Here is a 12,735-nt window from a genome sequence, read left to right on the forward strand (position 1 = left end):
GCGGCCGCGCGCGGCCACCCGTCACACCAGGCGCCGCACCGTGTGAGCGACCCCCACCCCGCCCGGGGCGGGGGTCGCTCCCACGTACTCCTGGCCCCGCATCCCGCACCACGCCGGAATGTCCAGCCGCGCCACCTCGTCGTCCGACAGGACCGTGACCGTCCCGCCGACCGCGACGCCCCCGATCGCGTTCCCCAGCTCGATCACCGGCTGCGGGCACCGCAGCCCGAGCGCGTCGACGACCAGCGAGTCGGCCGACCCCGCCGGCCCGGGAGCCGGCGCCACGCCGAGCCGCGTCCGCACCCCGGCCACCACCCCCGGCAGCACGTCCAGGAAGCCGTTCACCTCCTGCGCCGTCGTGCCCACCGGCAGCGAGATCCGGACGTTCCCCTCCGAGAGCACCCCCATCGCCTTGAGCACGTGGCTCGGGGTCAGCGTCGAGCTCGTGCACGAGGACCCGGACGACACCGAGTACCCGGCCCGGTCCAGCTCGTGCAGCAGGATCTCCCCGTCGACGTAGAGGCAGGAGAAGGTGACCAGGTGCGGCAGCCGCCGCAGCGGATCGCCGACCACCTCGACGTCTGGCACCAGCCGCGCCACCCGCCGCCGGATCCGGTCCACCAGGACCGCCAGCCGCTCGGACTCGGCCCGCGCCTCGGCCCGTACGGCCCTCAGCGAGGCCGCGGCCGCCACCACGGCCGGGATGTTCTCGAAGCCGGGGGAGCGGCCCGACTCCCTTTCCCCGCCCGGGCCTTGGGGAGCGAAGCGGACCCCCTTGCGGACGGCCAGCAGGCCGACCCCGGGCGGGCCGCCCCACTTGTGCGCGCTCGCGGTCAGCAGCGACCAGCCCTCGGGCGCCGGACCCCAGGGCAGCGACTGCGCCGCGTCCACGAGCAGCGGGACCCCGGCCGCCCGGCAGCGCTCGGCCACTTCCGGCACCGGCTGGACCGTCCCCACCTCATGGTTGGCGGACTGCAGGGCGGCCAGCGCGGTGTCGGGGCGCAGCGCGCGTTCGAACACCTGCGGATCCACCGCTCCGGTGCGATCGACCGGGACTTCGGAGAAGGAGCCCCCGCGTGACTCGACTGCCGCCGCCGAATGGAGGACAGAACTGTGTTCGACCGCGGACACCACGAGGTGCGCGCCGACGCGCCGACGGCCCGCCAGGGCGCCTTCGACGCCCGCGTGAACGGCGTGCGTCCCCGAAGGAGTGAAGACGAGTTCGTCCGGGCGGCACCCGACGGCCTCGGCCGCCGCCTCCCGCGCCGCGTCCAGCAGCAGCCTGGCCCGCCTGCCCTCCCGGTAGAGCCGGGCCGGGTCGGCCCAGCCCTCGTCCAGCGCGGCCTGCAGGGCCTGCCGGGCGACCGGGTGCAGCGGAGCGGCGGAGGCGACATCGAAGTACGGCATCCGCCCACGCTATCCGGCGGCCCCGCGCGGCCGGACGTCCGCCGAGGTCAGGGGCCGTCAGATGCCGTCCGGACACCGCCATTCAGGTGTACGGAGGCCTTCCCCCGTACGGCGGATCCACCCCTTCGGGCGCAGTAGCGGCGCGTTGGGCACCCTCCCCGCGCGACCCCAAATAGCGTCCAGTAGGGTTTGGTCCGCATAAACATCCAAACCCCTGCCTGCGTCAGGGCCGGCGACCGACCCGAACACGGCCGCGGCCGACCGCGCGGGCCGAGACTCTCGGGAAGGCGCTACGTGAGTCCCTACGGCTCCGACCGCTCGCCGCGGCGCCCGATGCGGCGGAAGCTGCTGCAGGCGCTGACTGCGGGCGTGGTCCTGGCGACCGCCACTGGTTGCTCGTATTCATATAAGAACTTCCCCAACCTCGGTATGCCGGACCCGGTCACCAAAGAGGCGCCGATCATCCTGTCCCTGTGGCAGGGGTCGTGGGCGGCAGCGCTGATCACGGGCGTCCTGGTCTGGGGCCTGATCATGTGGAGCGTCATCTTCCACCGGCGTAGCCGGACGAAGATCGAGGTTCCGCCGCAGACCCGGTACAACATGCCGATCGAGGCCCTGTACACGGTGGTCCCGCTCATCATCGTCTCGGTGTTGTTCTACTTCACCGCGCGTGACGAGTCGAAGCTGCTCTCCCTCTCCGCCAAGCCGACGCACACGATCAACGTGATCGGCTACCAGTGGAGCTGGGGCTTCAACTACATCGAGAACGTCGACGGCGACGCGGCGACCCCGAAGGCGGGCACGGTTCCCAAGGAACTGGCCTCCATCCCGGACCGCTTCACCAAGGACTTCCCCGCGGGCGCCGAAGGCGTCTACACCAAGGGTGTCCCCGGAGACGTGAACCCGGACAAGGCTGCGGAGGGCGTCAAGTGGCCCGGCCCGACGCTTTGGCTGCCCAAGGGTGAGAAGGTTCGCTTCATCCTGTCGTCCAACGACGTCATCCACTCCTTCTGGGTGGTCCCCTTCCTGTTCAAGCAGGACGTCATCCCGGGCCACACCAACGTCTTCGAGGTCACCCCGACCGAAGAGGGCGTCTTCATGGGCAAGTGCGCCGAGCTGTGTGGCGTCGACCACTCCCGGATGCTCTTCAACGTCAAGGTCGTCTCCCCCGAGGAGTACCGCAAGCACCTCAAGGACCTGGCGGAGAAGGGGCAGACCGGTTACCTCCCGGCCGGCATCAAGCAGACCGACCCGGCCCGCAACGCTGAGGTGAACAAACTGTGAGCATCCTCAACCAGCCTCAGGGTGCCGCCGCCGACTCGTATGAGAACGAGCTCCCGGTACGGCGCAAGCAGCCGGGCAACGTCGTCGTGAAGTGGTTGACCACCACCGACCACAAGACGATCGGCACGATGTACCTGGTCACGTCGTTCGTGTTCTTCATCATCGGCGGGATCATGGCGCTCTTCATGCGCGCCGAGCTGGCCCGTCCGGGCACGCAGATCATGTCGAACGAACAGTTCAACCAGGCGTTCACCATGCATGGCACGATCATGCTGCTGATGTTCGCCACCCCGCTGTTCGCCGGCTTCGCGAACTGGATCATGCCGCTGCAGATCGGCGCGCCCGACGTGGCGTTCCCGCGGCTGAACATGTTCGCGTACTGGCTGTACCTCTTCGGTTCGACCATCGCGGTGGCCGGCTTCGTCACCCCCTCGGGTGCCGCCGACTTCGGTTGGTTCGCCTACTCCCCGCTGTCGGACGCCGTCCGCTCGCCGGGCATCGGCGCCGACATGTGGATCATGGGTCTGGCCTTCTCCGGCTTCGGCACGATCCTCGGTTCGGTCAACTTCATCACCACGATCATCTGCATGCGCGCTCCCGGCATGACGATGTTCCGCATGCCGATCTTCGTCTGGAACGTCCTGCTGACCGGTGTGCTGGTCCTGCTCGCGTTCCCGGTCCTCGCCGCCGCGCTCTTCGCGCTGGAGGCCGACCGGAAGTTCGGTGCGCACGTCTTCGACGCGGCCAACGGCGGCGCCTTGCTGTGGCAACACCTCTTCTGGTTCTTCGGGCACCCAGAGGTGTACATCATCGCCTTGCCCTTCTTCGGCATCATTTCCGAAGTGATCCCGGTCTTCTCGCGCAAGCCGATGTTCGGTTACATCGGCCTGATCGCCGCGACGATCGCGATCGCCGGCCTCTCCGTGACCGTGTGGGCCCACCACATGTACGTCACCGGTGGTGTGCTGCTGCCGTTCTTCTCCTTCATGACCTTCCTGATCGCGGTACCGACCGGTGTGAAGTTCTTCAACTGGATCGGCACCATGTGGAAGGGCTCGCTGTCCTTCGAGACCCCGATGCTCTGGGCCGTCGGCTTCCTGATCACCTTCACCTTCGGTGGTCTGACCGGCGTCATCCTGGCCTCGCCCCCGATGGACTTCCACGTCTCCGACTCGTACTTCGTCGTCGCGCACTTCCACTACGTCATCTTCGGCACCGTGGTCTTCGCGATGTTCTCCGGCTTCCACTTCTGGTGGCCGAAGTTCACGGGCAAGATGCTGGACGAGCGCCTGGGCAAGATCACCTTCTGGACGCTGTTCGTGGGCTTCCACGGCACGTTCCTGGTGCAGCACTGGCTGGGTGCCGAGGGCATGCCGCGTCGTTACGCGGACTACCTCGCCGCCGACGGCTTCACCGCGCTGAACACGATCTCGACGATCAGCTCGTTCCTGCTCGGCCTGTCGATGCTCCCCTTCATGTACAACGTCTGGAAGACGGCGAAGTACGGCAAGAAGGTCGAGGTCGACGACCCGTGGGGCTACGGCCGCTCGCTCGAGTGGGCGACGTCCTGCCCGCCGCCGCGGCACAACTTCCTCACCCTGCCGCGGATCCGTTCCGAGTCCCCGGCGTTCGACCTGCACCACCCGGAGATCGCGGCCCTGGACCACCTGGCGGACCACGGCACGGCTCCCTCGGCGGTCACCGGCGGCAAGGAGTCCGGCAAGTGAAGATCCAGGGCAGGATGTTCCTCTGGCTCTCCCTGTTCATTCTGATCATGGCCGTCGTGTACGGCGTCTGGTCGAAGGAACCGGTCGGGACCACCGCTCTCTTCCTGGCCTTCGGCCTGAGCGTCATGATCGGCTACTACCTGGCCTTCACGGCCCGGCGCGTGGACGAGATGGCCCAGGACAACCTGGAGGCCGACGTCGCGGACGAGGCCGGCGAGCTGGGATTCTTCTCCCCGCACAGCTGGCAGCCGCTCTCCCTGGCCATCGGTGGCGCCTTCGCCTTCATGGGCGTCATCTTCGGCTGGTGGCTGATGTACTTCTCGGCGCCGCTGATCCTGATCGGTCTGTGGGGCTGGGTGTACGAGTACTACCGGGGCGAGAACGCCAACCAGTAGTCGGACCCGCCGCGTGACCCACTTGGGGCCCGGACACCTCGTCAAGAGGTGTCCGGGCCCCTCGTTTGCATGCACCCCGCGCGCCGTAATAGTCATATCTTCATAGCGTGGACTCATGAACCACTCACCGCGTCTTTGGACGGTAGTCGGCTGCTCCCTGCTGGTCGCGTCCCTCGGGGCCGGCGCCACCGCATGCGGGTCCGGCGACAACAACCCGCTGTCCGCCCGCCCCTACGACGCGGGCGACGAGGTCGCCTTCAATCAGGCGTCGGGCGGCCGGCCGGTCGACCCCGACCGCCCGCTCGAAGTCACCGCCAAGAAGGGCGACGGCCGGATCACGGACGTGAGCGCCGTCGACACCCACGGCCGTCACCTCGCCGGCGAGCTCTCCGCCAAGGGCGACCGCTGGCACAGCACCGCGCCGATGGCCGCGGGCGTCCGTTACACCGTCACCGTCGGCACGGAGGACGAGCGCGGCGCCCAGGGTCAGCGCACGCTGAACTTCGAGACCACCCCGGCCAAGAAGGTCGTCCACATCGAATTCGGCCCGGAGGCGGGCAAATACGGCGTCGGCCAACCCCTGACGGCCGAGCTCACCGAACCGGTCAAGGACAAGGCCGCCCGCGCCGTCATCGAGCGCGGCCTGGTCGTGGAGTCCGCGGGCAACGTCCAGGGCGCCTGGCACTGGGTGGACGACAAGAAGCTGCACTTCCGGCCCAAGGACTACTGGCCCGCCAACACCGAGGTCTCCGTACGGAGCAACCTGGAGGGCATCAAGATCGCGGACGGGCTCTACGGCGCCGCCGCGGGCTCCCTCAAGCTGGAGATCGGCGACCGGGTCGAGGTCACCACGGACGCCTCCTCGCACTACCTGACCTTCAAGCGCAACGGAGAAGTGATCAACACCATTCCGGTCACCACCGGAAAGCCCGGCTTCTCCACCCGCAACGGCGTCAAGGTCGTGCTGGGCAAGCAGTACTTCGTCCAGATGCGCGGCGACACCGTCGGCATCGGCGGCAGCGAGTACTACAACCTCCCGGTGTACTACGCCACCCGGGTGACCTGGAGCGGTGAATACGTGCACGCCGCGCCGTGGTCCGTCGGCTCCCAGGGCTACGAGAACGTCAGCCACGGCTGCACCGGCATGAGCACCGGCAACGCCGCCTGGTTCTACGAGAACATCAGCGAGGGCGACATCGTCCGGGTGATCAACAGCATCGGCGACGACATGGACCCCTTCGGCAACGGATACGGCGACTGGAACCTCGAATGGAAGGAGTGGCGCGAAGGCAGCGCCCTCCTCAAGGGCACCCAGGACGGCCGCAGTCCCGTCGACGCGGCCCGGCTGCGCCCGCAGGTCTGAGGCACCGTCGGATCCCGCGGGACGCCCCTGAGAGCCCGACCGGCGCCACGAGCGACACAGCGGCCCCTGGAAGCCCGTAGGACGGCTTCCAGGGGCCGCTGTGCGATCTCCCGGCCCGAGCGGGCCCGTTTGCGGGCGCTCGGGTGCTCAGGCGTTCAGGGACAGGCGCGAGCGCAGCACGTCCGCCAGGGCCTCGGGGAAGTCCACCGGGTCGACCGGCAGCGTCACCGCGCGGTCGGCGCGGCTCCAGGTGGCCAGCCAGGCGTCCTGCGGGCGCCCGATCAGCAGCAGCACCGGGGGACACCGGAAGATCTCGTCCTTGATCTGGCGGCACACGCCCATGCCCCCGGCCGGTACGGCCTCGCCGTCCAACACGCAGGCGTCGATGCCGCCCGCGTCCAGCTCCTTCAGGACGGCGTCCATGGTGGCGCACTCCAGGAACTCCACCGGCGGCAGGTCCGCTGCGGGCCTGCGCCCGGACGCCAGCCGCACCTGCTCCCGGGTGTTGGCGTCATCGCTGTAGAGCAGAACCCGCGCAGTCGCCCGCATTTCGTTCCTCCACGTGTCACATGAATCACGTTGATGATGTCGCGGATGCTACTCCGTCCGACACCCTGTCAACATCGGTTCGCAGGGGCCTCCGATGGGCCGTTCGGGCCTTGCACACGCCCCGGACACTCCGAACGGCACCCCCCGGGGTGAGGGCGGGATAAGCGACCGACATAATGTCGGTCGTGGCGACAGCAACGACAGTAGATACCGGGCACGCGCACCCGACGGTCAACAGGCCGAACCTCGTCAGCGTCGGAACGATCATCTGGTTGAGTTCCGAGCTGATGTTCTTCGCGGCCCTCTTCGCGATGTACTTCACCCTGCGATCGGTGATGGGCGCCGAGCATTGGGCAGAACAGGCCGAGGCCTTGAATCTGCCCTTCTCGGCGACGAACACCACGGTCCTGGTGCTTTCCTCGCTCACCTGCCAGCTCGGCGTATTCGCCGCCGAGCGCGGTGACGTGAAGAAGCTCAGGACGTGGTTCATCATCACGTTCGTGATGGGTGCGTTCTTCATTGGCGGGCAGGTGTTCGAGTACACCGAGCTGGTCAAGAAGGACGGCCTGAGTCTCTCGTCAGACCCGTACGGCTCGGTGTTCTACCTGACCACCGGCTTCCACGGGCTGCACGTGACGGGCGGCCTCATCGCCTTCCTCCTGGTCCTCGGCCGGACGTACGCGGCCAAGAGGTTCACCCACGAACAGGCCACGTCGGCCATCGTCGTGTCCTACTACTGGCACTTCGTCGATGTCGTCTGGATCGGCCTCTTCGCCACGATCTACCTGATCAAGTAGCGAACACGTCGCCGGGCCGGGCCCGGCACTCCATCCAGACACACCGACGCAGAAGATCCTGACACCGGGGTAATCCGTGAAAAAGCTCTCCGCACGACGACGCCATCCGCTGGCGGCGATCGTCGTTCTACTCTTCGCACTGGCGGTCACTGGGGGGCTGTACGCCGCCTTCGCGCCCGCGGGCGACGCGCAGGCAGACGAAACCTCCCAGTCCCTCGCCATCGAGGAGGGCAAGAAGCTCTACGCCGTGGGCTGCGCAAGCTGCCACGGAACCGGCGGTCAGGGTTCCTCTGACGGCCCGAGCCTGGTGGGCGTCGGCGCCGCAGCCGTCGACTTCCAGGTGAGCACGGGCCGTATGCCCGCCCAGCAGCCCGGCGCGCAGGTGCCGAAGAAGCCCGTCATCTACTCCCAGGCGCAGACCGACCAGCTGGCCGCGTACATCGCGTCCCTCGGTGCCGGTCCGATCACGCCGACCGAGAAGCAGTACGACCCGGCGGGCGCCGACATCGCCGCAGGTGGTGAGCTGTTCCGCAACAACTGCGCGCAGTGCCACAACTTCACCGGTGAGGGCGGCGCGCTGACGCACGGCAAGTACGCCCCGAACCTTGAGGGCGTCGAGCCGAAGCACATCTACGAGGCCATGCTCACCGGCCCGCAGAACATGCCCTCCTTCCCGGACAGCACCATGCCGGAGAAGCAGAAGAAGGACATCATCGCGTACCTCCAGAACGTGAACGGCGAGAAGTCGACCAGCCCCGGTGGGCTCAAGCTCGGTGGCCTCGGCCCCGTTTCCGAGGGTCTCTTCGGCTGGATCTTCGGACTGGGTGCGCTGATCGCTGTCGCCGTCTGGGTCGCGGCCCACACCGCTAAGGCCAAGAAGTCATGAGTAGCCAAGACATTCCCGAAGAGAAGCACCTGCCGAGCGAGCAGGGCGACGCGCACCACGGTGGCGTAGCGCTGGCGGACGACCCGTTCGCCGACCCGGGCCTGCCGGCCCACAAGCCCCGTATCCAGGACATCGACGAGCGGGCGGCCAAGCGCTCCGAGCGCACGGTCGCGATGCTGTTCACGCTGTCGATGCTGGCCACGGTCGGCTTCATCGCCTCGTACGTGACCCTGCCGGTCGACAAGATCGTGTACATCTTCCCCATCGGGAAGGTGAGCGCGCTCAACTTCGCCCTCGGCATGACCCTGGGCACGGCGCTCTTCTGCATCGGCGCGGGAGCGGTCCACTGGGCCCGCACCCTGATGTCCGACGTCGAGGTCGCCGCCGAGCGTCACGAGATCGCCGCTCCGGCGGAGGTCAAGGCGCAGGTCCTGCAGGACTTCGCCGACGGCGCCAAGGAGTCGGCCATCGGCCGGCGCCCCCTGATCCGCAACACGATGCTGGGCGCGCTGGCCATGCTGCCGCTCTCCGCCGTCGTGATCCTGCGCGACCTGGGTCCGCTGCCCGAGGACAAGCTCCGCAAGACGCTGTGGGCCAAGGGCAAGCTGCTCATCAACGACAACACCAACGAGCCGCTGCGTCCCGAGGACGTCATCGTCGGCTCGCTGACCTTCGCCCGGCCCGAGGGCCTGGAGGAGGACCAGCACGACTTCCAGACGCAGATCGCCAAGGCTGCCCTGATGATCGTCCGCATCAAGCCGGAGGACATCAAGGACAAGCAGGAGCTGGAGTGGTCCCACGAGGGCATCGTGGCCTACTCGAAGATCTGCACCCACGTCGGCTGCCCGATCAGCCTGTACGAGCAGCAGACCCACCACGTGCTCTGCCCGTGCCACCAGTCCACCTTCGACCTCTCCGACGGCGCCCGTGTCATCTTCGGCCCGGCCGGCCACGCGCTTCCGCAGCTGCGGATCGGCGTGAATGCCGAAGGCTTCCTCGAGGCGCACGGCGACTTCGAAGAGCCCGTCGGTCCTGCATTCTGGGAGCGCGGATGAGCACTGCCACTGAAACGACGGAGCGCAAAGCGCCTGCCGGTGAGCGCGTAGCCGACTGGGCGGACGGTCGCCTGGGCATCTACAGCCTCGCCAAGGCGAACATGCGCAAGATCTTCCCGGACCACTGGTCCTTCATGCTCGGTGAGATCTGCCTCTACAGCTTCATCATCATCATCCTCACGGGTGTGTACCTGACGCTGTTCTTCCACCCGAGCATGAACGAGGTCGTGTACCACGGCTCGTACGTGCCGATGCAGGGCGTCCAGATGTCCGAGGCCTTCGCCTCGACCCTGGACATCAGCTTCGACGTGCGCGGCGGTCTGCTGATCCGCCAGATCCACCACTGGGCGGCGCTGATCTTCGTCGCCGCGATGGTCGTGCACATGATGCGCGTGTTCTTCACCGGTGCGTTCCGCAAGCCGCGTGAGGTCAACTGGGTCTTCGGCTTCCTGCTGCTGTTCCTCGGCATGTTCACCGGTTTCACCGGTTACTCGCTGCCGGACGACCTGCTCTCGGGCACCGGTGTCCGCTTCATGCAGGGCGCCATCCTGTCCGTCCCGGTCGTCGGCACGTACCTGTCGATGTTCCTGTTCGGCGGGGAGTTCCCGGGCGGCGACTTCGTCGCGCGCTTCTACTCGGTGCACATCCTGCTGCTGCCGGGCATCATGATGGGCCTGCTGGTGGCCCACCTGATCCTGGTCTTCTACCACAAGCACACCCAGTTCGCGGGCCCCGGCAAGACGAACAACAACGTCGTCGGCATGCCGCTGCTGCCGGTCTACATGGCCAAGGCCGGAGGCTTCTTCTTCCTGGTCTTCGGTGTCATCGCGGCCATCGCGGCGATCGCCTCGATCAACCCGATCTGGGCGCTCGGCCCGTACCGCCCGGACCACGTGTCCACCGGTGCGCAGCCCGACTGGTACATGGGCATGCCGGAAGGCCTCATCCGCGCGATGCCGGGCTGGGAGATCAACCTCTGGGGCCACACGCTGGTCCTGGGCGTCTTCATCCCGCTGCTGCTCTTCCCGCTGGTGCTGTGCTCGATCGCGGTCTACCCGTTCATCGAGTCTTGGGTCACCGGGGACAAGCGCGAGCACCACATCCTGGACCGCCCGCGCAACGTCCCGACCCGGACGGCCTTCGGTGTCGCCTGGATCGCGGAGTACATCGTGCTCCTCGTCGGCGGCGGCAACGACATGTTCGCCCAGTACTTCCACCTGTCGATCAACTCGATCACCTGGTTCGTCCGGATCGGCTTCTTCGCCGTCCCGGTCCTCGCCTTCATCGCCACCAAGCGGATCTGCCTCGGCCTCCAGCGCCGGGACCGGGACAAGGTGCTGCACGGTCGCGAGACCGGCATCATCAAGCGCCTGCCGCACGGTGAGTTCGTCGAGGTCCACGAGCCGCTCTCGCAGGGCAAGCTGCACACGCTCACCTCGTACGAGCAGTACAAGCCGGTCGAGATCGGCCCGACGGTCGACGAGAACGGTGTCGAGCGCAAGGTGAAGGGTCTGGAGAAGCTCCGCGCGAAGCTGAGCAAGGGCTTCTACGGCGAGAACAACCAGATCCCGAAGCCCACGGCTGAGGAGTACAAGGAGATCCAGAGCGGCCACGGCCACCACTGACTCCGCATGACGGACTGATTCCGGTCAGTCTTCGCGTCGCCACGGCAAGAGCCCCGTCCAGTCACTGGACGGGGCTCTTTGCCGTCCGCTCCGGCTGGATAGGCTGGGGCCTCACCCATCGACTGTGGACCCATCAGGAGCGGACCATGAACGTTGTGACCCCGGCAGGCGGCGACAGCGTGGCGGCCCGTACCTGGCCGGGCGTACTGGACGCCCTGCTGGACGGCCGCGACCTCGGCGCGGACGACACGGCGTGGGCGATGGACCGGATCATGAGCGGCGAGGCCACCGACGCCCAGATCGCGGGCTTCGTGGTCGCCCTGCGGGCCAAGGGCGAGACCGTCGCGGAGATCAGCGGCCTCGTGCGGACCATGTACGAACACGCCAACCTGATCGAGGTACCCGGCCGCACGGTCGACATCGTCGGCACCGGTGGCGACGGCGCCAAGACGGTCAACATCTCGACGATGTCCGCGATCGTGGTCGCCGGTACGGGCGCCAAGGTGGTCAAGCACGGCAACCGCGCCGCGTCCTCCTCCAGCGGCGCCTCGGACGTCCTGGAGAAGTTGGGCGTCAACCTCGAACTGACCCCCGCGCGGGTGGCCGAGGTGGCCGAGGAGGCGGGCATCACCTTCTGCTTCGCCGTCAAGTTCCACCCGGCGCTGCGCCACGCGGCCTCCGCCCGCAAGGAACTGGGCATCCGCACCACCTTCAACGCGCTGGGCCCGCTGACCAACCCCGCGCGGGTACGGGCCCAGGCGACCGGTGTCGCCGACGCCCGGCTGGCCCCCATCGTCGCGGGCGTGCTCGCCGAGCGGGGCTCCTCGGCGCTGGTCTTCCGCGGCGACGACGGCTTCGACGAACTGACCACGACGGCGACCTCCCGGGTGTGGTGGGTGCGCGACGGCGCGGTCACCGAGCTGGGCTTCGACCCGCGCGACATCGGCATCCCGCTGGTGGACGTCTCCGCGCTGCGGGGCGCGGACCCGGCGTTCAACGCGGACGTGGCCCGCCGCCTGCTGGCGGGGGAGACCGGGCCGGTGCGCGACGCCGTCCTGCTGAACTCCGCGGCCGCCCTGGTGGCCCTGGACCCGGGCAGCGGCACGCTGGAGGAGCAGCTGGCGGCGGGTGTGGCCCGCGCGGCGCAGTCGATCGACTCGGGCGCCGCCCAGGCCGTCCTGGAGCGGTGGGTGAAGGCGAGCAACGCCTGAACGGCCGCGCGCCCGCCCGCACGGCTCCCGTCGAGCGGCGATTTTCCGCCAAGCCCCGGTCCCGACATGCGGACCGGGGCTTGTGCGTGGCGGATCTTGTGGCAGGATGCTGACCAGGTCACGAGTGACAGCGTTTAGGCCCCGGCTTGCTGTCCGGCAACCCTCCTTCCGTGGCGGGGTGCCCCGGGTGATGACCAGGCCGTAGGCAGCGAGGCTTACGGCAAGCGCGGATCCCTCGACACCAGGGGTCCTGGTCTCTCGAGGAGCTTTTTCCGTGAGCAAGCGAATGCGATAGGGCGACTCGCCCCTTCTTCACCCCCGGAAACAGGGTCCTGTCCGCGTACCCCCAGGTACCGCCGGCGCCACCCCTTCCTCCCGGGGCCTTTCCGTACCCCGCCGCACCCGGCCGCGTACGGCCCCTTGAAGCCATTCACCC

11 protein-coding genes and 1 riboswitch are annotated in these 12,735 nt (G+C 68.2%); of the genes, 9 read left to right on the forward strand and 2 right to left on the reverse strand.

Going from position 1 to position 12,735, the window contains the following annotated elements; translation table 11 throughout:
* Positions 1-21: 21 nt before the first annotated feature.
* Positions 22-1,407: a cysteine desulfurase/sulfurtransferase TusA family protein gene (locus ACIQWR_RS28810; RefSeq protein ID WP_404015321.1), complete on the reverse strand. Its 1,386-nt coding sequence runs from the start codon at positions 1,405-1,407 to the stop codon at positions 22-24.
* Positions 1,408-1,701: 294 nt separating this feature from the next.
* Between ACIQWR_RS28810 and coxB the strand changes: the two genes are divergently transcribed.
* The 4 genes from coxB to ACIQWR_RS28830 all read left to right on the forward strand — a co-directional run bounded on the left by coxB (position 1,702) and on the right by ACIQWR_RS28830 (position 6,176).
* Positions 1,702-2,691, forward strand: coding sequence for a cytochrome c oxidase subunit II (coxB, locus tag ACIQWR_RS28815; protein ID WP_385780881.1), 990 nt, complete (start codon positions 1,702-1,704; stop codon positions 2,689-2,691).
* Positions 2,688-4,418 carry a cytochrome c oxidase subunit I gene (gene ctaD / locus ACIQWR_RS28820; protein ID WP_399266868.1) on the forward strand — a complete coding sequence of 577 codons (1,731 nt, stop codon included), beginning with the start codon at positions 2,688-2,690 and terminating at the stop codon, positions 4,416-4,418. The genes coxB and ctaD overlap by 4 nt, the downstream gene beginning before the upstream one ends.
* On the forward strand, positions 4,415-4,813 hold the full coding sequence (locus ACIQWR_RS28825) for a cytochrome c oxidase subunit 4 (RefSeq protein ID WP_330330035.1): 399 nt from the start codon (positions 4,415-4,417) through the stop codon (positions 4,811-4,813). Before ctaD ends, ACIQWR_RS28825 begins: the two co-directional genes overlap by 4 nt.
* A gap of 115 nt (positions 4,814-4,928) precedes the next feature.
* Positions 4,929-6,176: an Ig-like domain-containing protein gene (locus ACIQWR_RS28830; protein ID WP_404015325.1), complete on the forward strand. Its 1,248-nt coding sequence runs from the start codon at positions 4,929-4,931 to the stop codon at positions 6,174-6,176.
* A gap of 147 nt (positions 6,177-6,323) precedes the next feature.
* Here ACIQWR_RS28830 and ACIQWR_RS28835 read toward each other — a convergent pair whose 3' ends face one another.
* The gene (locus tag ACIQWR_RS28835; protein WP_404015328.1) at positions 6,324-6,725 is read right to left on the reverse strand and encodes a hypothetical protein; all 402 of its coding nucleotides are present in this window, start codon (positions 6,723-6,725) and stop codon (positions 6,324-6,326) included.
* Between the two features lie 176 nt (positions 6,726-6,901).
* On the opposite strand from ACIQWR_RS28835, the gene ACIQWR_RS28840 reads away from it, so the two are divergent.
* From ACIQWR_RS28840 to trpD, 5 genes are all read left to right on the forward strand, one after another.
* Positions 6,902-7,522 (forward strand): heme-copper oxidase subunit III, encoded by a 621-nt coding sequence (locus tag ACIQWR_RS28840; protein WP_354383694.1) that lies wholly within the window; start codon positions 6,902-6,904, stop codon positions 7,520-7,522.
* 76 nt (positions 7,523-7,598) lie between these two features.
* A complete protein-coding gene (locus ACIQWR_RS28845) occupies positions 7,599-8,408 on the forward strand; it encodes a c-type cytochrome (protein ID WP_404015330.1) in 810 nt (269 codons plus the stop codon).
* Entirely contained in the window at positions 8,405-9,463 is a 1,059-nt protein-coding gene (locus tag ACIQWR_RS28850) for a Rieske 2Fe-2S domain-containing protein (protein ID WP_385780896.1), read from the forward strand. The genes ACIQWR_RS28845 and ACIQWR_RS28850 overlap by 4 nt, the downstream gene beginning before the upstream one ends.
* Complete coding sequence (locus ACIQWR_RS28855) at positions 9,460-11,088, forward strand: cytochrome bc complex cytochrome b subunit (protein ID WP_404015334.1); 1,629 nt, start codon at positions 9,460-9,462, stop codon at positions 11,086-11,088. Before ACIQWR_RS28850 ends, ACIQWR_RS28855 begins: the two co-directional genes overlap by 4 nt.
* 146 nt (positions 11,089-11,234) lie before the next feature.
* A complete protein-coding gene (trpD, locus tag ACIQWR_RS28860) occupies positions 11,235-12,299 on the forward strand; it encodes an anthranilate phosphoribosyltransferase (protein WP_404015337.1) in 1,065 nt (354 codons plus the stop codon).
* A gap of 116 nt (positions 12,300-12,415) precedes the next feature.
* Positions 12,416-12,532, forward strand: a riboswitch (SAM riboswitch).
* Positions 12,533-12,735: the final 203 nt, after the last annotated feature.

Source organism: Streptomyces sp. NPDC098789, assembly GCF_044759975.1.
GTDB lineage: Bacteria > Actinomycetota > Actinomycetes > Streptomycetales > Streptomycetaceae > Streptomyces.